Here is a 23519-nt window from a genome sequence, read left to right on the forward strand (position 1 = left end):
CTTTGGCGGTAAAATGACCAAGAATTTCTCGCTGACTGTTGGACCGCTGCAGTTCAACTGGAGCGCCGACGCTTTTTCCGATTTCTACGCCCGGATCGCCGACGAGGCGCCGGTGGATCGCGTGGTGATCGGCGAAACCGTCTGCTCCAAGCGCACGCCGTTCTATGAGGACCGCATCCCCGCCGCCATCGAGCGGCTGCAGGCCGGCGGCAAGACCGTCGTGCTCGGTTCGCTCGGCATGGTGACGCTGGAGCGCGAAAAGCGCGCCGCGCGCGAACTGTTCGAGCAGACCGCGCTTGAGGTCGAGATCAACGATCTCACGCTGATGAACTGGGCGCGCCCGCCCTTCTCCATCGGGCCGCTGATCAACGTCTATAATGAGGCGACGCTGGCGTACCTTGCCGGACAGGGCGCCAAACTGTTCTGCCTGCCGCCGGAAATCCCGTTCGCCTCGGTGGAAAAGCTGGCTCACGCCGCGAACCAATGCGACGCCGTGGCGGAAATCTGGGCCTATGGCCGGATTCCGCTGGCCATTTCCGCCCGCTGCTATCACGCCCGCGTGCATGGCCTGAGCAAGGATTCTTGTCAGTTCGTCTGCGACAAGGATCCGGACGGGTTGACGGTCAACACGCTCGAAGGCCAGCAATTCCTGGCGGTCAACGGCGTGCAGACCATGTCGCAGAATTTTTGTAACCTGATCGCCGACCTGGACAAGCTGGCGTCGGCGGGCGTCAAGTCGCTGCGGTTGTCGCCCCACACCGGCGATTTCGTCGCCGTTTGCAAGACTTTCGCCGACGTGGCCTCCGGCGTTATGTCCGGCGCGGATGGTCTGGCGCGGCTGAAGGCGGCGGCGCCGGACGCGACCTTCTCCAACGGCTTTTTGTTCGGGTCGTGCGGCGCGGCGGAGCTGACGCCCGCCTGATTTTGCGAGGCGGATCATGAACGGCGCGCAAAGCCTCGTCAAAACCCTGCTCGCCCAGGGCGTGGACATGTGTTTCGCCAATCCCGGCACGTCAGAAATGCATTTTCTGGCGGCGCTGGACAATCCCGCGATGCGCAGCGTGCTGTGCCTGTTCGAAGGCGTGGCGACCGGCGCGGCCGACGGCTATTTCCGCATGAACGACACGCCGGCCTCGACCCTGCTGCATCTCGGGCCGGGGCTGGCCAACGGCCTCGCCAATGTCCACAACGCCCGCAAAGCCGGGTCGGGCATGGTCAATGTCGTCGGCGACCACGCGACAAGCCATCTCAAATATGACGCGCCGCTGGCCTCGGATCTCGACGGTCTCGCCCGCCCCTATAGTCATTGGCTCAGGCGCGCCGACGGCCCGCACACCATCGCGACGGATGTGGCGCGCGCCACGACAGCCGCGCGCAAAGGCCGGATCGCCACGCTGATCCTGCCGGGCGATGCGTCCTGGGGCGAGGCCGGCGACCCGCCGGACTGTCCCATCGAAACGCCCGTGTTCCACGCGCCCAAACCCGGCCGCGTGGACGCCGTGGCGAAAATCTTCAAGAACCCGGAAGGCCCGATTCTGGTGATCCTCGGCGGTCGCGCCTGCCAGGGCGAAGGTTTGAAGCTCGCGGGGAAACTGGCGGCGGCGACCGGCTGCCGGCTCGCCACGCAATTCTTCACCGGCCGCATCGCGCGCGGCGCGGGCCGCACGCCGCTGGAGCGCATTCCCTATTTCGTCGCGCCCGCCCTGGAATTTCTGAAAGATTTCCGCCACATCGTCACGGTCGAGACCGGCGAGCCCGTCGCCTTCTTCAGCTATCCCGACAGCCCGAGCCTGCTGAAACCCGAATCCTGCGACGTCCATGGCCTCGCGGAAAAGGACGAGGACGGCGCGGCGGGGCTCGACATGCTGCTCGACGCTCTTGGCGCCCGGACCGTCGCGCCCAAAAGGCAAGAACGCATCGAAACGCCGGTTCCGTCCGGCAAACTCGACCCGCAGACCATCGCCCTGGCGCTCGCCGCCGCGCTGCCCGAAAACGCCATCGTCGTCGACGAATCGCTGACCACCGGCCGCAACGCCGCCGGCTTCACCCTGGGCGCGGCGCCGCATGACATGCTGCAAAACATGGGCGGCTCGATCGGCTTTTCCACGCCGGTCGCCACCGGCGCGGCGCTGGCCTGCCCGGACCGCCGGGTGATCAGCATGACCGGCGACGGCAGCGCCATGTACACGATCCAGTCGTTGTGGACGCAAGCGCGCGAAAACCTCAACGTCACCACGATCATCTTCGCCAACCGCGCCTATCAGATCCTCAAGGCCGAATATGCCAATATGGGGTTCCCCGAGCTTGGTCCGCGGGCGGCGGCGATGATGGAGATCGACCGCCCCACGCTCGACTTTGTCGCGCTGGCCAAGGGCATGGGCGTCCCCGGCCTGAAGGTCGCCAGCGCCGAGGCGTTTTTCCGCGCGCTGCAAAAATCCTGCGCCGAGCCCGGCCCGATGCTGATCGAAGTCTGTCTCTGATTACAGAAAAGTTTTCGCCGTCAGCTCGGCCTTCAACCGGTCGGCGCGGCGGCGGATCGCCTGCAGCTCGTCGGCGTCCTTGCGCTCGAAATTGAGATATTGCGGCTTCATGCGCAGATTGCGCGCGAAGCGCGGCTTATGCCGCGCCAGAAAGTCGTAATAGAGCGTGGTGAACGGGCAGGCGTCGTCGCCGTCGGCCTTGTTGGGATCGTAGCGGCATTTGCGGCAGTGGTCGCTCATCTTGTTGATGTAATTGCCGCTGGCGACATAGGGCTTGGTCCCGACCACGCCGCCGTCGGCGTGCTGGCTCATGCCCAGCGTGTTGGGCAGCGACACCCAGTCGATGGCGTCGCGGAACATCGACATATGCCAGCGGTGGACGTCGTAGGGCCTGACGCCGAGCAGCAGCGCGAACAGGCCGAGGACCATGAGACGCTCGATGTGGTGGGCGTAGGCGTGGTCGATGGTGTGACGGATCGCCTCGGACAGGCAGCGCATGTCGGTCTCGCCGGTCCAGTAGAAGCGCGGCATCGGCAATTGCGCGTCGAGCGCGTTGCGGCCGGCGTAATCGGGCATCAGCAGCCAGTAGAATCCATGCACAAATTCGCGCCAGCCTAGGATTTGGCGCACGAACCCTTCGACCGAGGCGAGCGGCGCCTCGGCCTCCAGCACGGCCTGCAGCACCTCGCGCGGGCGCAAAAGATGCAGGTTGAGCGGCGCCGACAGCAGCGAGTGAAACATGAAGGGCGCGCCGCCGACCATGGCGTCCTGATACGGGCCGAACTGGGCGAGGCGGCGGGCGGTGAAATCCTCCAGCGCCTCCAGCGCCTGTTCGCGCGTGACCGGCAGGTCGAAGCCGCCGAGTTTTCCCGGCGCGTGCGCAAAATCCTGCTCGACCAGCCGCATCACCGCCCGCGTCATTTCATCGGGCGAGAAATAGCATGGCGGCGGAATATGCGGGCCGCCCTTGCGCGGGAACGGCTTGCGGTTGTCCTTGTCAAAATTCCATTCGCCGCCGCGCGGTTGGTCGCCGTCCATCAGCGCGCCGGTCTCCGTCCGCATCCGCCGATAGAAGGTTTCCATCGCCATGTTGGGATGCTCGCCGGCGAAGGCCGCGAAGGTCTCGCGCGAACACAGAAAACTGCGGTCGGGACGGATGTCGAGCGGCAGTTGCAGGCTCGACAGCGCGGCCTGCACCCGCCAGTCGCCGGGGGCGAGCACGACGACGCCTTGCGGCTTCAACCTGTTGTAATAGCGCCGCAACTCGTCGGGAAGGCTGCCGAGATTATCGGGATCGTCGAGCCGGCTGTAATGCGTGCGCCACCCTTTCGCGCGCAAACGCTCGCGGAAATGGCGCATGGCTGAGAAAAACAGGACGAGGCGAATCTTGTGCTGGGGCACATAAGTCGCCTCCTCCCGCGCCTCGATCAGCAAGGCCGCGTCCTGCGACGGGTCAAACCCGTCGAAGGCGGCGGATTCGCTGTCGAGTTGATCGCCGAGAACGAGAACCAGATTGCGCACGTTTCGTCCTCGATTCCGATTCTCTGACGCGTCACCCCTGCAGCGTCACCCCTGCAGCGTCGCCGGGTCGGGGCGCGCCGTGACCCTTTGCGCGAACAGCTCGACCATTTGCGCGTCGAACGCATCGAGGTCGTCGGGCTTGCGCGAGGTCACCAGATTGCCGTCGACCACCACCTGCTCGTCCACCCAGGTCGCGCCGGCGTTGGCGAGATCGGTCTTCAGCGAAGGCCAGGAGGTGATGCGCTTGCCGCTCACGCCGCCGGCGTCGATCAGGGTCCAGGGACCGTGGCAGATCGCGGCGATGGGGCGGTTCTCATCGACGAACCGCCGCACGAAGTCAATGGCCTGCGGCGCCAGCCGCAGCGCGTCGGGATTGATCACCCCGCCCGGCAAGACCAGTCCGTCGTAATCGCGCGCATCGGCGGATTCCAGCGCCGTATCCACGGGAATCTGGCCGGCCTTGTCATAATGCCGGAACGCCTGGATGGTCCCGCTCTTGTTGGAGACAACCTGCACCTCCGCGCCTTCGCGCTTCAGCGCCTCGACGGGATTGGTCAGTTCGACTTCCTCGACGCCGTCGGTCGCGAGCACGGCGATTTTTTGTCCCTCAAGTCTGCCCGTCATGGTCTGCTCCTATTTCGGCCGCACATTGGGGTCGCCGCCCGGCGCGCCCGGCGGCGGGATCACGGTGGGATCGTTCACCGGCGGCGGCTTGCGGCCCATGGCCGGATCGAGATTGCGCTCCGGCGTGATCACGCCATTTGATTTGTCCAGCCTGTCGCTGAGCGCGCCGCCGTCGCGTGCGGGCGCTTCCGAGCCCGGCGCCTGCGATTGCGCCCAGGCCCCCGCGCCCGCCAGACAGCCGAACGCCAGCGCGATCAGCGCGCGCAACAAAGCTTGTCTTCGCATCGGCGACCTCGACATGGGATGCGTTCAACCCCGGAAACGGCGGTTTCGTTCCGTATCCGGGAACGTCCGGCGGGGCGCGCGGTTGTCGCCGCAACAGGAGACCGCCCTTGCGCAAAATTTTCGCCTTCGCCTGTGCGGTCCTGTCGTTATGGGTCGCGCCTATTCCTCTTTCGGCCCTCCTGCGCGCGCAGGAGGGCGCGGTCGCGCCCCCGAACGAAGCCAGACCCGCCCCCGCCAAACCCGACGACGCCGCCCCGCCGGAAACGCCCGCGACCGTGCTGAACGACGCCGGCGCGGTCGCCCTGCTCGGCAAGCCCGTGCAGAGCCTCAAGGCGGAGGACCTCGGCCGCGTCGTCGACGTCATCACCGACCGCAGCGGCCTGTTGCGCGCGGCGGTGATCGACTTCGGCGGCTATCTCGGCGTGGGCGCCCGCAAGATCGCCGTCGATTGGCGCGCCCTGCACTTTCCGGAAAAAGGCGGCATGGACCGGCTGATCGCCGACCTGCCGCGCGACCAGTTGCGCGCGGCGCCGGTTTACAAGGAGGGCGAGCCCATTGTGGTGCTCGGAGCCCCGGTCCAGCCGCTCGAAGCCGCGCCGGCGCCGCCGAAGCCGTGACCGACCCCGGAGACCGACCGGGAAACGCCCATCGCGGCGCCGAGCGCGGGCTCGACTGGCTGATCTTCTTCGTCGCGGACATTCAGACGGGGTTCGGGCCGTTCGTCGCGGTTTTCCTCACCGAGCAGAAATGGACGCAAGCCGATATCGGCCTGCTGCTGACCACGGGCACCCTGGTCGGGCTGCTCGGGCAAATTCCCGCCGGCGTGCTGGTGGATTCCGTGCGCTCGACGCGGCTGGTCGCCGGGGTCTGCCTCGTCGCCATCGGCGCCAGCGCGCTGGTTTTCGCCGCCTTTCCCATTTTCGGCGTCGCGCTGGCCGCGCGCTTCGTCCATGGCGCGGCGAGCTGCGTGCTCAATCTGGCGCTGATCTCGCTGGCGCTGGGCCTGGCCGGCCCCGACCGAGCCGACCAAAGGCTCGCCCGCAACGCCGCCTTCGCCTCCGCCGGATCGGGCGTCGCCGCCGCGCTGATGGGGCTGGTGGGCTTTCGCATCTCGAGCCAGGCGGCGTTCTTCCTCGCCGCTGCGCTGGTCGTTCCGGCCCTGGCCGCGCTGTGGCGCATCCAGCCCGGCGAACTCGGCCCCGTCTCCGACGCCGCGCGCGGCGCCCCGACCAACGCCCGCGCCTTCGGGCGCGGCCTGCGCCAACTGGCGGGCCGACGGAATTTCCTGGCGCTGTGCCTCTGCCTCGCGCTGTTTCATCTCGCCAACGCCGCCATGCTGCCGTTGGCGGCAGGTCTGGTGACGCAGCGCTCCAGCAGCCAGCAGGCGACGCTGATGGTGGCCGCCGCGCTGCTGGCGCCGCAGTTCCTCGCGGCGGCGCTGGCGCCTTTCGTCGGGCGCGGCGCCCGTCTGTGGGGCCGCCGGCGTCTGCTGCTGCTCGGCTTCGCCGCCCTCACGACGCGCGGCCTGCTGTTTTCCCTCACCGGGGATCCGGTGGCGCTGGCGGCGGTCCAGGCGCTCGACGGCGTGTCGGCCGCCGTTCTCGCCGTGATCGTTCCGCTGGTCATCGTCGATCTCACCCGCGAGAGCGGGCATTTCAATTTGGCGCAGGGGCTGGCCGGCGGCGCCATGGCCGTCGGCGCAGGATTGAGCACCGTGATGGCCGGCTGGATCAACGACCAGTTCGGCGCGCGCGCCGCCTTCGACACGCTGACGCTTGTGGCGCTGCTCGGCGTCGCCGCCGTCGCCCTGATCTTCGCGGAAACCGAGCCGGAGGAGCAGAAGCCGCGCGGGCGATAAAATCCAGAGAAGCCAATCCCGCGCGGAACCCGCGCCGCCATCGCGCATTGGTGTCCGGCCAGCCGCAAAGGACCGATGAGTTTTGCCGACAGACCTTTGCCACTATCGCGATCGGCCGCTGGCGCTGATCGGCCGTTCCATCGCCCGCCGCCCGGTCGCTCACGGTTTCATTGTCGTCGCGGTGCTCGGCGCCGTGTTCTGTTCGATCGGCGTGCAATATGGCGTCAAACGGCTGGTGGATTCCCTCACGGGCGGCCCGGCCGGCGACCCCTGGCCGGCTTACCTGCTGCTGGTCGGCTTCATCGCCGGCGACAATCTGCTGTGGCGCGCCGGCGGCTGGATCGCCAGCTCCGTTTTCGTGCGCGTGACCGGCGATCTGCGCTCAGACCTGTTCCGCCATCTCACCGGACATGCGCCGGCCTATTTCGCCGACCGCCTGCCGGGCGCGTTGACCGGCCGCATCACCGCCGCCTCCAACGCCGTCTACCAGATGGAGACCATGTTCGCCTGGAACGTGCTGCCGCCTTGCGTCGCCACCTTCGGCGCCATCGGTTTCCTCGCTTCGGTCAACGGGACCATGGCCGCCTGCGTCGCGGCGGCGGCGGGGCTGGTGATGGCGGCCATGCTGTATGGGTCCGCCGCCGGCGCCCCGCTGCACGGCGCTTTCGCGGACGCGGCGGCGAAAGTCGATGGAGAAATGGTGGATGTCGTCGGCAACATGCAGCTGGTGAGGACATTTGGCGCCATCGGGCGCGAACATCGCCGGTTCGACGGCGCCGTCGCGGACGAGATGCGCGCGCGCAGCCGCAGCCTGCGCTATCTCGAAACCTTGCGCACCGCCCATGCGCTGACCGTGGTGGCGGGAACGCTGGCGCTGCTGGCCTGGGCGATCCTGCTGTGGCGCGCGGGACGCGCCAGCCCCGGCGACGTCGTGCTGGTCTGCACGCTGGGGCTGGCGGTGCTCAGCGCCACGCGCGATCTCGCCGTCGCCCTGGTTGACGTCGCCCAGCATTTCGCCCGGCTCGCCGAGGCGCTGCGCTTGCTGTTGTCGCCGCACGAAATGCGCGACCATCCGCAAGCCTCGGCGCTGGTCGCGCGCGGCGCGCGAATGACCTTCGAGAACGTGGCCTTCGCCTATCCTGGCGGCGCGCAGGTTTTCGAGGGTTTTTCCCTCGACATCGCCCCGGGACAACGGGTCGGCCTTGCGGGGCCGTCGGGCGGAGGCAAGTCCACGCTGGCGGCGCTGGCCCAGCGCATGTATCCGCTGCGCCAGGGCCGCATCCTGATCGACGGCCACGACATCGCCCACGCCACCGAGGACAGCTTGCGCGCCGCCATCGCCTTCGTGCCGCAAGACACCGCCCTGCTCAACCGGACGCTGATGGAGAACATCCGCTACGGCCGGCCGGACGCCAGCGACGAGGAGGTCTGGGCCGCCGCCCGCGCCGCCCGTTGCGGCGGCTTTATCGAGCGTCTGCCAGCGGGCCTGGACACGATCGTCGGCGACCGCGGCGTCAAATTGTCGGGCGGCCAACGCCAGCGCATCGCCATCGCCCGCGCCTTTCTCAAAAACGCCCCGCTGCTGATCTTCGACGAGGCCACCTCCGCGCTCGACGGCGCCTCCGAGGAAGCGATTCGCGGCGCGATGGAGACGCTGATGGCCGGCCGCACCGTGATCATGATCGCGCATCGCATCGCCACTCTGCGCGCCTTCGACCGCATTCTGGTGCTGCAATCGGGCCGCCTGGTCGAAGACGGCGCGCCGGATCAGCTGATGGCGCGCGACGGGCTCTATCGCCGCCTGGTGCGCGACGAGATCGACCGTCTCAACGAGAAACAAAGCGCGGCCTGAGCCTAGGCATTGGTCCAAAACGGCTTTTTGAAAAAGTCAAGACCAAGGCCATCCGCGGCGTTGACAAAGGCCAAGTCTGCCCTTCTAATCCAGGAGAACATAAGGTGACTATTGGTTTCGGGGATCGAAACCCCGTGTCCAGCGTTTAGCTTTCAGATGCGGCGGACGCCGCGCCATTCCGGACCGGCCGGGTATGAACAATGATAAACCGAACACCGCCGGAGACGTGCGGAAGGGCGCTCAGGCGCAGCGTTCGATCGCCTTCGGCTTCGAACGCCTTGGCCTGATCGGCCTGCGCGCGCCCTGGGCGACGGTCGTCGCCGCGGTCCTGATCGCCATTGTCGCCGCCTTCGGCATCCAGCGCATCGCCATCGACGATTCCCTGAGCCAGCTCTTTCGCAACGATACGGCGGAATTCCGCCAGTTCGAGCAGATTTCGCGCCAATTCCCCTCCTCCGAATATGACGTGCTCGTCGTGATCGACGGCAAGGACGTGTTGCAGCGCGAGACGGTGGAGAAACTGCGCGCCGCTGTGACCGACCTTCAGCTGGTGGAGGGCGCGCGCGGCGTCATTTCGATGTTTTCGGCGCGCCAGCCGGCGCGCAACGGCGGCCTGCCCACGCCCTTGTTTCCCGATCCGCTGCCGGAGGGCGCGGCATACCAGGATCTGACGGCCAAGGTCGTCGGCAACGAATTGATCCGCGGCAAGCTGCTGTCGGAAAACGGCGATTTCACCCTGATCGTGCTGTCGCTGGAGCCGGACATCGTCGATGGGCGCGCGCTCGGCCCGGCGGTGGACGAAATCCGACGAACGCTCGACGAGGATCTTGCCGGCGCGCCGGTGACGGCGCAGCTGTCCGGCGTTCCCGTGATGCAGCTGCAGATCCGCAAGGCGCTGGAGCGCGATCGCATCGCCTATAACGCGCTTGGCCTCGCCGCCGGCTGCCTGATCGCGATTTTCTTCTTCCGCCGCGTCTCGTTCATGATCATCGCGGCGGCGCCGCCGCTGGCGGCGATCCTGCTGGCGCTGGGGGCGCTGGGCTGGCTCGGCTTCCAGCTCAACATGTTCCTGAACGTGATGACGCCGCTGATCATGGTGATCAGTTTTTCCGACAGCATGCAGATGACCTTCGCCGCGCGCGACCGGATCATCGCCGGCGCGTCGCCGCGCGAGGCGTTCGGCGACGCCGTGCGCATCGTCGGCCCCGCCTGCGTGCTCACCCATGGCGCGGCGGGCCTCTCGATGTTCGGCCTGTTCTTCTCCGATTCCGACATGATCCGCGCCTTCGGCCACGCCGGGGCGCTGTCGATCCTGATCGCGCTCGTCACCGTCCTGACTCTGATCCCGGCGCTGGGCGTCCTGCTCGCGCCGCGCCGCGAGGCGCTGCCGGCGACGGGGCGCGATGGCGGGGTGCAAGCGCTGCGAAATTTCTGCAATTTCGTCGCCGAGCGCATGTTGCGCCGCCCCGGCGTCAACGCGCTGATCGGTCTCGCCGTGGTGATCGGCCTCGGCTTTATCTACTCCGGCCTGCAGCCGCGCTACCGCCTCGCCGACCTGACGCCGGACCAGGAGCATGCGGTCGAGGCCAGCCAGCGCCTCGACGCCAAGCTGAACGGCGCCAATCCCATCGACGTCTTCGTCGCCTTCCCGCCGGACAAGGGGTTGTTCGCGCCAGAGACGCTGCAGGTTCTGGGCGAGGTCCACCGCGCGATGGAGACTCAGCCGGGCGTCGCCAATGTCTGGTCGCTGGAGACCCTGCGCCGCTGGCTCGCCGAAAAACTGAACCAGCGCGACGTCGCCACGCTCCAGCAATATGTCGACATGCTGCCGCCCTTCCTGGTGCGGCGATTCGTCGCGCAGGACCGCGAGTCCGCCCTGGTGTCCGGCCGCGTGCCGGACAAGGACGCTGGCAACCTGCTGCCCATTGTCGAACAATTGAACGCGCGGCTCGACGCGATCCGCGCGCAGCATCCCGGCTACGCCATCCGCCCCAACGGCCTGTCGGTGATCGCCGCGCGCAACAGCGCCGACATGATCGGCAAGCTCAATCGCGGGCTCACCATCGAATTCGCCTTTGTCGCGGCCTTCATCGGGCTGGCCTTCCGCTCGCTGCCGGTCGCGCTGGCCTGCGTGCCCGCGGGGGTGTTTCCGGTTTTCGCCGCGGGGGGGCTGCTGCGCGCGCTCGGCGACGGGCTGCAATTCGCCAGCGTGATCGCGCTGATCGTGTCGTTCGGCCTCGGCCTGAGCGCCACCATCCATTTCATCAACCGCATGCAGCGCGAAGACGATTCCAAGGCGGACCCAACAGTCGCGGTCGCGCGTTCCACAGTCCTGATCGGGCCGGCCCTGATTCTCACGGCCTTCGTGCTGGCCTGCGGGCTGGAGGCGTTGGCCTTTTCCAACCTGCCGCTGCTGCGGCTGTTCGGCTGGCTCAGCGCTTTCGCCATGCTGGCGGCGCTGACAGCCGATCTGTTGATCCTGCGCCCGACCGTCGCCGCGCTGATGCGGCTAGGCCGACGCGCGCGCGCCGCGCGTTGAGCGCCGTTGTCATAAAGGAGACCGAAATGCCGTTCGACATGCACGCTAGGGATATGCGCGCCAAGGGAATGCGCGCAAAGACCGCGGGGGTCGCGGCCGCGACGCTCGCTTTTGTTTGCGCCGCCCCCGCGCTGGCCCAATCGGCCGGCCCGTTCTCGGCCTTCGCCGGCAACTTCCATGGCGGCGGCGCGGTGATCGGCTCCGACGGCCACCGCGAGCGCATTTCCTGCCGCGCCCGCGGCGGCGCCGGCGACGGCGGCCGCTCGCTGACGCAAAGCGTGGTCTGCGCCAGCGACAGCTATCGCTTCAACATCAACAGCAACGTCGTCGCTGAAGGCGGCAGCGTGCGCGGCGAATGGTCCGAAACCACGCGCGGCGTGTCCGGCTCGATTTCCGGCCGCGTGAGCGACGGCAGTTTCAACGGCCGCGTCGATGGCGGAACGTTCACCGCCTCTGTTGCGCTGCGCGCCACCGGCCGCGGCATGAGCATGAGCCTTGCGCCGAGCGACGGCGACGTCGCCCGCGTGGAGGTCAGCCTGTCGCGCTAAGCGGAACCCTTGCCGCTGGCGGGGCGTTTGGTGCGACGGCGCAGATGAAACGAGAGAATTCCGCCCGCCCGCGGAACTTCGCGGAGCCTGACGCTTTCCCCTTCCCACAGGTACGCTCAGGAGTTTGTCCATTGCCAAGAGATTTCCGTCGCGAGGCGAAGGTGGCCGCTTATCTGCTGAAGCAAAAGCTGCTGCGTCGCGAACGCTATCCGCTGGTTCTGATGCTGGAGCCCTTGTTCCGCTGCAATCTCGCCTGCGCGGGCTGCGGCAAGATCTCGCATCCCGACTCCATTCTCGACAAGCGCCTGTCGGTGCAGGAGTGCCTCGACGCCGTGGACGAATGTGGCGCGCCCATTGTCGCTCTGGTGGGCGGCGAACCGCTGATTCACCGCGACATCGCGGAAATCGTGCAGGGCATCGTGGCGCGGAAGAAATTCGTCAATTTCTGCACCAATGCGCTGCTGCTGAAGAAAAAGCTGCATCTTTTCACCCCCTCGCCCTATTTCAGCTGGTCGATTCATCTCGACGGACTGAAGGCCGAGCACGACAAGGCGGTCGATCTCGCCGGGGCCTTCGAGATCGCGGTGGCCGCGATCCGCGAGGCGCGGGCGCGCGGCTTCAACGTCAATGTCAACGCCACGATTTTCGAGGGCATGGCGGCGGACAAGGTCGCCGCCTTCATGGATTTCGCCAAATCGCTCGACGTCAGCGTGTCGATTTCGCCGGGCTACGCCTATGAGCGCGCGCCGGATCAGGAACATTTTCTGTCGCGGCGTCGGACGAAAACCTTGTTCCGCCGCATCTTCGAGCTGGGCAAGGGCCGCGACTGGCCGCTGCTCCACACCGGCTTCTATCTCGATTTCCTCGCGGGCAACCGGGCCTACGCCTGCACGCCCTGGGGCATGCCGACGCGCAATGTGTTCGGCTGGCAAAAGCCGTGCTACCTGCTCGACGAGGGCCACGCCGCAAGCTATCGCGAGCTGATGTCCACGACGGACTGGGACAGTTACGGCACTGGAAAGCACGAGAAATGCGCGAATTGCATGGCCCATTGCGGCTATGAGCCGACCGCCGTGGACGACGCCATCCGTCATCCGCTGGCGGGTCTGTGGCGCACGGTCCGCGGTCCGCGCACCGACGGCCCCATGGCCCCGGAGCCGCAATTGCAGCCGCAGGCGGCCCGCGACCGTCAGGCGCCCAACCCCGCCGAATGATCAGGGATGACCGGGTTTTCTTTGAACTTGAGCCGCGCTAAGATCGCGCCATTGGATTTACGTGGTTCCGGCGATAGCGGAAATTGAGGTTTGGGCGCAAATGTTGACGGCCGCTATCGTTCGTCTAGTTAAGTTCTGCGTAAGGAACGCCCACGCGGTCGCCGCCTTGTTCCTGGCCATCGCGTTGGGCTGCGGCTATTACGCCGGCGCGCATTTCAAGATCAATTCCGACATCAACGCCATGCTGTCGCCGGATCTCGGCTGGCGCAAGACGGAGCAGGCGTTTGAAAAGGCGTTTCATCATTATGACGCGGTTTACGCCGTGGTCGAAGCGCCGACGCCCGAACTGGCGGCGCAGGCGACCCGCGCGCTGACCGCGAGGCTCGACGCCGACAAGACCCATTTCCGCAGCGCGGCCAATATCGCAGGGCTGCCGTTCTTCGCCCGCAACGGCCTGCTGTTCCTGCCCCTGCCCGATCTGGAGCGCGCCGTGGGCGGCCTGTCGCAGGCCGGCCCGTTGATTCAGGATCTCACGTCCGACCCCAGCCTGCGCGGCCTCGTCGCCGCGCTCGAGGACGGGCTGATCGGGGTGAATTCGAACAAGCTGCAACTCAACGACATGACGCGCCTGTTCGACGCTTCCGCCCAGACGCTGGAGGACGTCGTCGCAGGCCGCCCGGCCTCCTTCTCCTGGCGGGTGCTGGCGCAGGGCCATCCGGCGACGGAAGCCGACCTGCGCGGCGTGATCGAGGTCCACCCCATTCTCGACTTCAATGAAGTGCAGGCGGGCCTCGCCGCCAGCACGGCCCTGCGCGCGGCGGCCGCCGACGTGCTGCCGCCCTATCAGGCGCGGCTGCGGCTGACCGGCCCGGTGGCCATGGCCGACGAGGAATTCGGCACGATCAAGGAAAACGCGGCGCGCAACGGCCTGATCACCGGCGCCGTAGTCCTGTTCATCCTGTGGCGGGCGTTGCGTTCCTGGCGCCTGATCGGCGCGGTAGCGCTCAACATTGTCGCCGGCCTCGCCATCACGGCGGCGGCGGGCCTGAAGCTGGTCGGCGCTCTCAACCTGATCTCGGTCGATTTCTTCGTGCTGTTCGTCGGCATCGGCGTGGATTTCGGCATTCAGTTCAGCGTGCGCTATCGCGCCGAGCGGCACGAATTCGACAATCTCGGCGAGGCCATCGCGCGCGCCGCCTATCATTTCGGCGCGCCGCTGACGCTCGCCGGCCTCGCCACGGCCTGCGGCTTCCTGTCGTTCGCGCCCACCGATTACAAGGGCGTGTCGGAACTTGGCGTCATCGCCGGCCTCGGCATGATCGTCGCCTTCATCGTCAGCGTCACCCTGCTGCCGGCGCTGATCTATCTGCTCAATCCGGCGGGCGAACCGGAGCCGATGGGCTACGCCAGCCTGGCGCCGGTGGACGACTTCATGTCGCGGCACCGCAAGGCGATCATCGCCGGCGTGGCGCTGGTCGTCGCCGCGGGACTGCCGCTGTTCCACTGGCTGACCTTCGACTTCAACCCCATTCATCTGCGCGATCCCAAGACGGAATCCGTCGCCACCTATCTCGACCTCAAGCGCGACCGCAATCTCGAGATCGACAACATCCAACTGCTCGCGCCCAATCTGGCTGACGCCAACGCCAAGGCGGCGCGTCTCTCGCAATTGCCCGAGGTCGCCTATGTGCGCACGCTCGCGAGCATGGTCCCGGCCCAGCAGGACGAGAAGCTGGCGGCCATAAGCAAGACCGCCGCCGCGCTCAAGGATTCGCTGAAGCCGGCCGAGGTTCAGCCGACGCCCGCCGACGTGGATGTGGTCGAATCGCTGAACGAAGCCGCGCAAAGGCTCGACGAGGCGGCGCAGGACCCGCACAACGCCGGTCAGGCGCAAGGGATCGCCGGCGCGCGGCGCCTGGCGGCGGCTGCGCGCGCCCTGGCCGAAGCCAGCCCGGACAAGCGCGCGACGGCCGGCGAGGTTCTGGTGGCGCCGCTGGTTCACGACCTCGAGCAATTGCGCCAGATGCTGGCGCCTGAAAAAGTCACGCTGGCGAGCCTGCCTCCCGAAATCGTGTCGCAATGGCGCACGCCGGACGGGCAGGAGCGGCTGTCTATCGCGCCCAGGGACCAGTCGGGCGCGGAGGACTCGCTGCGCGCCTTCTCTCAGGCCGTTCTGAAAGTCGAGCCGGACGCCACGGAGGGGCCGGTCTCGATCCTGCAGGCGAGCCAGACCATCGTCGGCGCCTTTCTCGAAGCTGGCGGCTGGGCGCTGCTGTCGATCTCAATCCTGCTGATCGTCATGCTGCGCCGGATCAGCGACATGCTGCTGACCCTGCTTCCGTTGATCCTCGCGGCGGTGGTGACGCTGGAACTGACCGTGCTGCTGGGCATGCCGCTCAATTTCGCCAATATCATCGCCCTGCCGCTGCTGCTCGGCGTCGGCGTCGCCTTCAAGATCTACTACATCATGGCCTGGCGAGAGGGGCAGACCAACCTGCTGCAAACCAGCCTCACCCGCGCGGTGATGTTTTCCGCCGCCACCACCGCGACCGCCTTCGGCAGCCTGTGGTTTTCAAGCCATCCGGGCACATCGAGCATGGGCGAACTGCTCGCCCTGTCGCTGGCCTGCACGCTGGCCGCGGCCGTCCTGTTCCAACCCATCCTCATGGGCAAGCCGCGCGTGCGGCCGGCGCAGCCGCCGACGTCATAATCTAGGCCCTTTTTCAAGTCAGAAGGGCGCAACCAGGAGCACGATGCATGTCGATAAAAATGGGCGCGGCGATTCTATCCCTCCTCCTGACCGGCGCGGCCTCGTCGGCTTTCGCCGCCGGCACCAAGGAGCAGGAGGACGCCTGCCGCCCCGATGTGCGCCGCTATTGCCACCAGGTTCATCCCGACGCCGGCGACGACGCCTTCCTGACCTGCCTGCAGGCGCATCGCGCCAAACTGACGCCGAAATGCCGTAACGTGCTTGAATCGAACGGCGTTTGACTTTTCTGGCGCGAACGCGCCCGCGCCGGCCTGCGTGAAAAGGAGACATCCCTTGTCCGCATTTTTCTTCCCGCAAATTTTCGCGCGCGCAGCTCTGGCGGCGGCGCTCGCGGCCCCATTGAGCGCCGCCCTCCCGAACGGCGCCCGCGCCGAAGGGCAGAAATCGCCTCTGACCGGGTTCTGGCAGGCCTATTTCGATGACGGCAACCCCAGCGGCTGGTTCTACTTCTCCGAGAAGAACGGGCTTTACGAGGGCCGTCTCGTCAAAATGTTCAAGAAGCAGGGCGAGACCACGCTGGTCACGACTTGCGCCGCCTGCCCGGGCGACAAGAAGAACAAGCCGATGCTCGGCCTGGTCATCGTCTACAATCTCAAGCCCGACGCCGGCAAATTCGCGAACGGCAACATTCTCGATCCGCGCGACGGCAATGTTTATAACGCCGAGGCGGAGGTGACGCCCGACGGCCAGAAACTGCTGCTGCGTGGCTATCTAGGGTTCGAATTGTTGGGCCAGACCCAGACCTGGACCCGGCTGCCGGACAATACGATGGCGGTGGCCGACATTCCCGGCGATCCCCTCGCGCCCAAACCGGGCGCCAAACCGGCCGCCGCGCCCGCCAAGCCGGCGCCGGCCAAGCCCGCGCCGGCCGCGGCCAAGCCGCACACCGAGGCCCCCGTGGACGACGCCGCGCAGGCCGCCGGCCCGCAATAATCCCGCGCGCCGGCCGGCTCCGCTAAGCTCAGGCGCGCGGCCGGACAGGTCGGGCCGGCCCGAGATCGACCTGGATTTCGTCGCCCTCAACGCGCAGCGCATAGGCGTGCAGCGCGTTGGGAACGAGATGGGTGACGCATTTGCCGGTGCAGGCGTCAAAACCCCAGTTGTGGATGGTGCAGGTGACGGTCTTGCCGTCGAAACCGGCCTCCGTCAGCGGCACGTCGGCATGCGGGCAGCGGCCGCGATAAGCCTTGAGGTCGCCGCCCTCCGGCCAGACCAGCAGCACGCTTTTCTTGCCCACCTGAAACAGGCCCATCGCGCCTGGCGTGATGGCGCTTGTGGGACAAACGACGGAAAAATTCATCTGACGGCCTCGCGCAAGCGGAAGATGGTCCCGCGACGCAAGTTGCGGGCCATGGCGTCCGCGTGCGAAATTCTGTAACCAAGCCAAAACCTTCGTTACAGGACGCCTCACGTTGCAAGATGTTGTTTTCGTCGCCGGCGCCGGTCTTCTCGGCGGCGCCATGAACGCCATCGCCGGGGGCGGCTCTTTCGTGACCCTGCCCGCGCTGGTCGCGGCGGGCGTGCCCTCGCTCAACGCCAACGCCACCTCGACCGTCGCGCTGGTGCCGAGCGCGCTCGCCACCGCCTTCGCCTATCGCAAGGATTTCCAGAATTTCGAGCAGATGAAATTCTCGACCATGGCGGCGGTCAGCGTCATCGGCGGCGTTCTCGGCGCGCTGTTGCTGCTCTCGACGCCGCAGCGGATTTTCGACGCCATCTTTCCCTTCCTGCTGCTGTTCGGCGTTCTGGTGTTCGCCTTCGGCCGCCAGCTCGGCGAATCCTTGCGCGCGCGCGTCAAAGTGCATCCGGCCACGCTGCCGGCGGCGCAGTTCGTTCTGGGCGTGTACGGCGGCTATTTCGGCGGCGCGGTGGGCGTGATGATGATGGCGACCTGGAGCGTTCTGACTCATGCCAGCCTCAACATGATGCAGGCCTCGCGCAATCTGCTCAACGCCGCCATGAACGCCACGGCGTCGCTGTTCTTCATCTTTGGCGGATTGATCTACTGGCGCCAGATGGGGGCGCTGCTGGTCGGCGCCGTGATCGGCGGCTATCTCGCCGGCCATTTCGGGCGCAAACTCGACCCAGCCCTCGCGCGAAAAATGGTGATCGGATTGAACGCCGTGATCGTCGCGCTGGTGTTCTGGCGCCAATACGGCTGAGTCAGCCGGCCGGCAGCAGCGTTTCCGCAATCTCGGCCACGCGGGCGAACAGAAAATCGGGGTTTCGCGCCCGCAGCGCTTCGGGCGCGGCGTAGCCCCAGGCCACGGCGCCGCAAGCCAGGCCCGCCGCGCGCGCCGCTTCAATGTCGCGCACTTCGTCGCCAATGGCGATCACATCAGCGGGCTTGAGCCCGGCGCGCCGGACCACCCGCCGGAATTTGGACGCCTTGCCCATCAAGGCGGCGCCGCAATCGAAGTCGGAAAACAGCGACGACAGGGCGCCGAGCTGCTGGCGCGCATTGGCCTCGGTGTCGGAACTCACCAGCGCCAGCCGAAGCCCCGCCGCCGACAAAGACCGCGCCATGGCTTCGACGCCGTCAAACAGCGAGATTTCATCGAGATGGCGCGTCTTGACCTCGCGCATATGCCGCACGATGGCCGGCAGCCTCCACAGCGGAACCTCAAGCTTGTTCAGGATCTCGCGCAGATCGGCGTGACGCAGATCCTCGAACTCGGCCTCGGCGACGCGGCGAAAGCCGAAACGGTCGGCGACGCCGTTCACATGGCGCCGGAACCAGGGAAAACTGTCGGCCAGAGTGCCGTCGAGATCGAAAATGACGAGCGAATAGGTCATGCCCCGCCCGTATCAGACGGCGGTTAACGGGATTTAACGGCCGGCGAACAAGCGTTCGGCGAAAAATTCGGACAGCCCGGCCTGAACGATCTTCCGCGCCGCCGCCTCCACGTCATAGTCCACCCGGTGAAAGGTCAGAACGGCGCGGTCGAGATCGTAAAGCGCGAAGGCGGCGCGCGGATCGCCGTCGCGCGGCTGTCCGACCGAACCGAGCGTCGCCAGCCAGCGCCGGCTGCGGGCCAGCGGCGTCGGCGTCGCCGTGGGCATGAAGGCGATGGCGGGCGCGGCGCCGCTGCGGTGGTAGAGCCTTGGCCGGTGCAGATGACCGCAGAAGGTGACGCTGGCCGCTGTCGCGTCCATCGACCGCGTCGCGTCCTCGGCGGTCTGAACATAAAGGAAGCGGCCGGGCGCGCTGGCTTCGGCGTGGACGAACAGGATTTCGCGGCCGGAGGCGTCGGCGCGCGTCGCCGTGAGCGGCAGCGCCGCCAGAAATTTTTTCTGCGCCGGATCGAGCTGCTCTCCAGCATAATCCAGGGCGCGGCGGGCCTCGTCATAGAGGCGCCGCGCGTCCGGCGCGACGACGCCGAGGTCGTGATTGCCCATGACCCCGAAGCCGCCTGTCGCGAAATCCTCAGCGACGCGGTCAACCACATAGGCGGGGTCGGCGCCATAGCCGACGAGATCGCCGAGATAGACGAAATTTTCCGCGCCCAACCGCCGCGCCTCGGCATGGCAAGCGTCGAAAGCCTCGCGGTTGCCGTGAATGTCCGTCAGCAGCGCCAGCCGCATGTCAAAACAGGCTGCCCTGACGCGCGGCCTGCGGTTTTTTCGCCGCTGGCGCGCGTTTTTTGGCGGGTTCCTCGCCTGTGACGGTCGCCTCTACCTTGCCGTCGGAGAAATACAGCCGCAGGGCGTCGCCGGGACCCAACTGCCGCGCCGAGCGGACGATGCCGTCCTCCGCATCGCGCGCCAGGGCGAAGCCGCGGCGCAGCACCGCCTCATAGCCGACCGCGCCGAGCAATTGGGCGGCGTGGCCGAGCCGGTCGCGGCGGCGCGACAGCGCATGGGAATAGGTGCCATCGAGCCGCGCCGACAGACTGGCGAAGCGTTCCCGCGACCGCGACACATCCTGCCGCAGAAACAGCAGCCGCGCCGAAAAGGCGGCAGCAAACCGCGTCCGCAGCGTCTCCAGCCGCTCGCGCCGGCGCTCCCGAAGCGTCCGCCCCGCCGCTTCAAATCGGTATTTCAGCGTGTTGAGCCGCCCGGAGACGCGCTGCAATTCGGCTTGCGGCGCATGACGGGCGAGAAGGCGCGAGGCCTCCGACAAGGCGAGCCGCCGCGTCCCGATGAAGCCGCGCAAGGCGGCGGCCAGGCGCTCGGCCGCGCGATCCTGCCGCTGCCGCGGCGTCGCCAGCAAGGCTTCGGCCTGCGGCATGGCGCGGGCCAGCGCGCGGAGATCGTTGCGGCGGCGCTCGATCAGCCGCAGGATCGACTCGTTGTGGCGCCGCGCCAGCGCATTGACGGCGGCGAGCAATTCGGCGCGCACCGGCACCGCCTTCTCCGCCGCGCCGGTCGGGGTCGGCGCGCGCAGATCGGCGACATGGTCGAGCAGGGTCCAGTCTGTTTCGTGACCGATCGCGGAAATCAGCGGAATTTCAGAGGCGGCGGCTGCGCGTAAAACCTCTTCCTCGTTGAAACTCCACAAATCCTCCAGCGAGCCGCCGCCGCGCGCCACGATCAGCAGGTCGGGACGCGGGATCGCGCCGCCGGGCGGCAAAGCATTGAATCCCGCAATGCCCGCCGCGACCTCCGCCGCCGAGGTTTCGCCCTGCACCCGCACCGGCCAAACCAGCACGCGGCGGGGAAAACGATCGCTCAGACGGTGGAGAATATCGCGAATCACCGCCCCGGTCGGCGAGGTGACGATGCCGATCACGCCGGGCAGGAAGGGCAGCGCCTTCTTGCGCGCCTCGTCGAACAGGCCCTCGGCGGCGAGCTTTTTCCGCCGCGCCTCCAGCAGCGCCATCAGCGCGCCGACGCCCGCCGGCTCCAGCGCTTCTATGACGATCTGATAGGAGCTTTTGCCGGGGAACGTGGTGATCCGCCCGGTGGCGATCACCTCCAGCCCCTCCTGCGGCTTGGTTTTCAGGCGCAGGAACGTGCCCTTCCACACCACAGCGTCAATGCGGGCGTTGGCGTCCTTCAGGCAGAAATAGGCGTGACCGGAGGAATGGGGGCCGCGATAATTGGAAATCTCGCCGCGCAGCCGCACATGACCGAACTGGTCCTCGATGGCGCGCTTGAGCGCGCCGGACAGTTCGGAAACGCTGAGTTCCAGGGCGTTGGTGGGAGAGGAGTCGACCATCGCCCCAAGTTAATCGTTTCGCCCCCGACTTGGCGAGGCCCTTTTCGCGGTCAGGGCGCCCAGCCCACCGGCGCCATCTCGAAGCCGGCGAAATCGAAGGCCGGCGCCACAATGCACGACGTCAGCGTCCAGGCGCCCAGGCTTTGCGCCTCCTGCCAGTCGCCGGCCGCGACTGTCGCCTGCAACGTCTCGCCGGCGCCCAGATCGGGGCCGAGTCGATGCACGCGCCGATCCGAGCCGGCGATCCCGAGCCGCAGCGGCGCGCCGGCCTGCCACAGCCAGATTTCCGCCGCGTCGACGCGATGCCAGCGCGAAGCTTCGCCGGCCGGAAGCAGGAAATAGATGCTGGTGGCGGCGCCGCGCGCGCCATGCGCAGGAGAATCGCGGAAAATTTCGCGGTAATGCCCACCCTCGGGATGCGGGATGAGATCCAGCGCGGCGATGACGTCGGCGGCGGCCAGCCGGGGATTGCGCAGGTCGAGGCCCATTCACACCATCCTGATCGCGCGGACATTCAACGTCCGCGAGGGCCTGGCGTGACGAACAAGCGCGTTCAGGTCGCGCGCCTGAGCCGTACGAACGGCGCCGCGTTGCGCCAGCACGCCGACGGGGCGCGCCAGGCCGGGGGCGAAGCGCGTCGCCAGATTGTAAGGGGCGCGCCGCAGCAGCGCGCCGGCGAAATTGGCCCCTTCCAGCAGCAGGTCGCTGGCTTCCTCGATGAAGCCGGTTTGCGGCGCATAGCCGCCCTCGAGCGCGAACACGACATCGCCTCGCGTTTCGCTCAGCGCGCGCGCCCAGCCTTCCGAAAGGGTGTCGGCCTCGATATGGGCGCAGCCGGCGTAATCGGCGACGGCGGCGAGGTCGTCGCAGGCCGGCCCGATCAGCGCGGCGTCGCGCACCACGCCTTCCATGGTCGCCCGGACCAGCGAACCCAGGCTGCGCGCCAAAGCCTCGGCGGCGCGCGGGTCGGGCGCGGCGGCGACGAGCGAGGGCGAGAGCAGCACGACCGAGATCATGGCGCAGCTTTAGTCCTTTTTTTCCGCACGGCGCAAAAAGCCTTGACACAGGGTTAATGTTCGCGGATTGTTCGTTTCTGCTTTGTTCTGGGAGCGTGACATGACCGCCTGCCCCCTGCCCGTCTCCGCCGCGCCGGTCGATGTCGCGCCGCAACGCCGGCGCGGTCGCGGCGCCACGGCCAACCGCAGCGGACGCTTCGAGCGTGAAAGCCGCGAGGATTTCGACGACGGCTGGGGCGCGATCGAGGAGCTGCCGCCCTTTCCCACGCAGATCGCCCATGAACGGCCGCGCACCCTGATCACGCGCAACGACTCGCCCGACATCGGCTTCGATCGTTCGATCAACCCCTATCGCGGCTGCGAACACGGCTGCGTCTATTGTTTCGCCCGGCCCACCCACGCCTATCTCGGCCTGTCGCCGGGACTGGATTTCGAGAGCCGGCTGACCGTCAAGGACGGCGCCGCCGAGCTGCTGCGGCGCGAATTGGCCGCGCCGAGCTATCAGCCGAAAACCCTCGCCATCGGGACGAACACCGATCCCTACCAGCCGATCGAGCGCCGCCACCGGATCATGCGCGAGATTTTGCAGGTGCTGGCCGAGGCTCAGCACCCCCTGGCCATTGTCACCAAATCCGACCATGTGCTGCGCGATCTCGACCTGCTCGCGCCGATGGCGGCCAAGGGGCTGGTGAAAGTGGCGCTGTCGGTGACGACGCTCGACCGGGGCCTCGCCCGCGCGATGGAGCCGCGCGCCTCGACGCCGGAACGGCGGCTGGAGGCGATCGCGGCGCTTTCGCGCGCGGGGGTGCCGACGGCGGTGATGGTGGCGCCAGTGATCCCCGGCGTGACCGACCACGAGATGGAGACCATCCTGACCCGCGCCCAGGCCGCCGGCGCCAGCGAAGCCGGCTATATTCTGCTGCGTCTGCCGCAGGAGACGCAGGATCTGTTCGGCGGCTGGCTGCTGGAGAATTTCCCCGACAAATATCGCAAGGTGCTGGCGCTGCTGCGCTCGACCCGCGAAGGCAAGCTCTATGACTCAAGCTGGGGCAAGCGCATGACCGGAACCGGCCCCTACGCCTGGACGCTCGGCCGCCGGTTCGAACTCGCCTGCGAGCGCCTGGGGCTGGGCGCGCGAAAAGGCAAGCTGCGCAGCGACCTGTTCGTCAAGCCGCAGACGGGAGGGGTGCAACTGAGCTTGTTTTGACGCCGCGACGCTTTGCGCCCGCCCGCCTCCGCTATTTGTTGGGCGGCGTGCAGACCACCGCCTGCTTCAGCACATAGCAGATCGACATGGCGCCGGTGCGCAGATCGACGCGGAACACGCCGCCCTCGCGCTCGTGACGCGAGGCGACGAGGCCGTATTCGCTCGGCGCCTGCGGACCCGCGCCCTCGCCGGACTTGTAGCAAATGGTCACGCCGATCGAGCCTTCATCGGTCAGGCCGTATTGGCAGGCGCCGATCTCGCCCGTCGCCTTGTCGAGCCGGAACACGCGGTTGAGATCGGTCGCCGGCGCAGCGAGAAACTCGTAATTCGCCGCCCGCGCCGCGCCGGCCGTCAGCACGGCGCCCGCGGCCAGCCCCGCAAAGAAAATGCTTGAACGCTTCGCCATATTCCGTCGCCCCACGCCAACCGACCGTCGGCGCCAAT

The 23519-nt window shown here is 67.5% G+C and carries 22 protein-coding genes and 1 pseudogene; 13 read left to right on the plus strand and 10 right to left on the minus strand.

The window, feature by feature from the left end:
- The first annotated feature begins 13 nt into the window (after nucleotides 1-13).
- Entirely contained in the window at nucleotides 14-922 is a 909-nt protein-coding gene (gene ubiV, locus CFB24_RS05985) for a ubiquinone anaerobic biosynthesis protein UbiV (RefSeq protein ID WP_088519681.1), read from the plus strand.
- 16 nt (nucleotides 923-938) lie between these two features.
- Complete coding sequence (locus tag CFB24_RS05990; RefSeq protein WP_088519682.1) at nucleotides 939-2480, plus strand: acetolactate synthase large subunit; 1542 nt, start codon at nucleotides 939-941, stop codon at nucleotides 2478-2480.
- Here the strand turns inward: CFB24_RS05990 and CFB24_RS05995 are convergent, their stop codons facing one another.
- The 3 genes from CFB24_RS05995 to CFB24_RS06005 are packed head-to-tail and all read right to left on the minus strand — an operon-like array spanning nucleotide 2481 to nucleotide 4910.
- Entirely contained in the window at nucleotides 2481-4001 is a 1521-nt protein-coding gene (locus CFB24_RS05995; protein WP_088519683.1) for a cryptochrome/photolyase family protein, read from the minus strand.
- A gap of 45 nt (nucleotides 4002-4046) precedes the next feature.
- Nucleotides 4047-4625 (minus strand): type 1 glutamine amidotransferase domain-containing protein, encoded by a 579-nt coding sequence (locus CFB24_RS06000; protein ID WP_088519684.1) that lies wholly within the window; start codon nucleotides 4623-4625, stop codon nucleotides 4047-4049.
- 9 nt (nucleotides 4626-4634) lie between these two features.
- A complete protein-coding gene (locus CFB24_RS06005) occupies nucleotides 4635-4910 on the minus strand; it encodes a hypothetical protein (protein WP_244593085.1) in 276 nt (91 codons plus the stop codon).
- 107 nt (nucleotides 4911-5017) lie between these two features.
- Here CFB24_RS06005 and CFB24_RS06010 point away from each other — a divergent pair, with 107 nt between their 5' ends.
- The 9 genes and pseudogenes from CFB24_RS06010 (at nucleotide 5018) to CFB24_RS06050 (ending at nucleotide 16624) form a co-directional block, all read left to right on the plus strand.
- Complete coding sequence (locus tag CFB24_RS06010) at nucleotides 5018-5527, plus strand: PRC-barrel domain-containing protein (RefSeq protein WP_088519686.1); 510 nt, start codon at nucleotides 5018-5020, stop codon at nucleotides 5525-5527.
- A complete protein-coding gene (locus tag CFB24_RS06015; protein ID WP_088519687.1) occupies nucleotides 5524-6768 on the plus strand; it encodes an MFS transporter in 1245 nt (414 codons plus the stop codon). Before CFB24_RS06010 ends, CFB24_RS06015 begins: the two co-directional genes overlap by 4 nt.
- A gap of 82 nt (nucleotides 6769-6850) precedes the next feature.
- Nucleotides 6851-8620 carry an ABC transporter ATP-binding protein gene (locus tag CFB24_RS06020; protein ID WP_088519688.1) on the plus strand — a complete coding sequence of 590 codons (1770 nt, stop codon included), beginning with the start codon at nucleotides 6851-6853 and terminating at the stop codon, nucleotides 8618-8620.
- Between the two features lie 193 nt (nucleotides 8621-8813).
- The gene (locus tag CFB24_RS06025; RefSeq protein ID WP_088519689.1) at nucleotides 8814-11159 is read left to right on the plus strand and encodes an efflux RND transporter permease subunit; all 2346 of its coding nucleotides are present in this window, start codon (nucleotides 8814-8816) and stop codon (nucleotides 11157-11159) included.
- Between the two features lie 26 nt (nucleotides 11160-11185).
- Entirely contained in the window at nucleotides 11186-11707 is a 522-nt protein-coding gene (locus CFB24_RS06030; RefSeq protein ID WP_141098366.1) for a hypothetical protein, read from the plus strand.
- Nucleotides 11708-11838: 131 nt separating this feature from the next.
- Nucleotides 11839-12882: pseudogene (gene hpnH, locus CFB24_RS06035) on the plus strand (adenosyl-hopene transferase HpnH); the annotation flags it as partial.
- A gap of 139 nt (nucleotides 12883-13021) precedes the next feature.
- Entirely contained in the window at nucleotides 13022-15631 is a 2610-nt protein-coding gene (gene hpnN / locus CFB24_RS06040; protein ID WP_088519692.1) for a hopanoid transporter HpnN, read from the plus strand.
- Between the two features lie 47 nt (nucleotides 15632-15678).
- Nucleotides 15679-15912, plus strand: coding sequence for a hypothetical protein (locus CFB24_RS06045; protein WP_088519693.1), 234 nt, complete (start codon nucleotides 15679-15681; stop codon nucleotides 15910-15912).
- A gap of 52 nt (nucleotides 15913-15964) precedes the next feature.
- A complete protein-coding gene (locus CFB24_RS06050) occupies nucleotides 15965-16624 on the plus strand; it encodes a DUF2147 domain-containing protein (RefSeq protein WP_158255125.1) in 660 nt (219 codons plus the stop codon).
- 28 nt (nucleotides 16625-16652) lie between these two features.
- On the opposite strand, the gene CFB24_RS06055 is transcribed toward CFB24_RS06050, so the two are convergent.
- The gene (locus CFB24_RS06055) at nucleotides 16653-16991 is read right to left on the minus strand and encodes a Rieske 2Fe-2S domain-containing protein (protein ID WP_088519695.1); all 339 of its coding nucleotides are present in this window, start codon (nucleotides 16989-16991) and stop codon (nucleotides 16653-16655) included.
- 112 nt (nucleotides 16992-17103) lie between these two features.
- On the opposite strand from CFB24_RS06055, the gene CFB24_RS06060 reads away from it, so the two are divergent.
- The gene (locus CFB24_RS06060) at nucleotides 17104-17853 is read left to right on the plus strand and encodes a sulfite exporter TauE/SafE family protein (RefSeq protein ID WP_206605434.1); all 750 of its coding nucleotides are present in this window, start codon (nucleotides 17104-17106) and stop codon (nucleotides 17851-17853) included.
- Between the two features lies 1 nt (nucleotide 17854).
- Here the strand turns inward: CFB24_RS06060 and CFB24_RS06065 are convergent, their stop codons facing one another.
- Genes CFB24_RS06065 through CFB24_RS06085 form a run of 5 tightly spaced genes read right to left on the minus strand, consistent with a single transcriptional unit; the run spans nucleotide 17855 to nucleotide 21868 of the window.
- On the minus strand, nucleotides 17855-18487 hold the full coding sequence (locus CFB24_RS06065) for an HAD-IA family hydrolase (RefSeq protein ID WP_088519696.1): 633 nt from the start codon (nucleotides 18485-18487) through the stop codon (nucleotides 17855-17857).
- Nucleotides 18488-18520: 33 nt separating this feature from the next.
- Nucleotides 18521-19276, minus strand: coding sequence for a metallophosphoesterase family protein (locus tag CFB24_RS06070; RefSeq protein ID WP_088519697.1), 756 nt, complete (start codon nucleotides 19274-19276; stop codon nucleotides 18521-18523).
- A 1-nt stretch (nucleotide 19277) separates the two neighbouring features.
- Complete coding sequence (gene xseA, locus CFB24_RS06075; RefSeq protein ID WP_088519698.1) at nucleotides 19278-20852, minus strand: exodeoxyribonuclease VII large subunit; 1575 nt, start codon at nucleotides 20850-20852, stop codon at nucleotides 19278-19280.
- A 50-nt stretch (nucleotides 20853-20902) separates the two neighbouring features.
- Nucleotides 20903-21340 (minus strand): cupin domain-containing protein, encoded by a 438-nt coding sequence (locus CFB24_RS06080; RefSeq protein ID WP_088519699.1) that lies wholly within the window; start codon nucleotides 21338-21340, stop codon nucleotides 20903-20905.
- Complete coding sequence (locus CFB24_RS06085) at nucleotides 21341-21868, minus strand: transposase (RefSeq protein ID WP_088519700.1); 528 nt, start codon at nucleotides 21866-21868, stop codon at nucleotides 21341-21343.
- A gap of 100 nt (nucleotides 21869-21968) precedes the next feature.
- Between CFB24_RS06085 and CFB24_RS06090 the strand changes: the two genes are divergently transcribed.
- Complete coding sequence (locus CFB24_RS06090; protein WP_088519701.1) at nucleotides 21969-23075, plus strand: PA0069 family radical SAM protein; 1107 nt, start codon at nucleotides 21969-21971, stop codon at nucleotides 23073-23075.
- 31 nt (nucleotides 23076-23106) lie between these two features.
- Here CFB24_RS06090 and CFB24_RS06095 read toward each other — a convergent pair whose 3' ends face one another.
- Nucleotides 23107-23481: a hypothetical protein gene (locus tag CFB24_RS06095; protein ID WP_088519702.1), complete on the minus strand. Its 375-nt coding sequence runs from the start codon at nucleotides 23479-23481 to the stop codon at nucleotides 23107-23109.
- Nucleotides 23482-23519: the final 38 nt, after the last annotated feature.

Origin of the sequence: Rhodoblastus acidophilus (genome assembly GCF_900187365.1) — a bacterium.
GTDB lineage: Bacteria > Pseudomonadota > Alphaproteobacteria > Rhizobiales > Beijerinckiaceae > Rhodoblastus > Rhodoblastus acidophilus.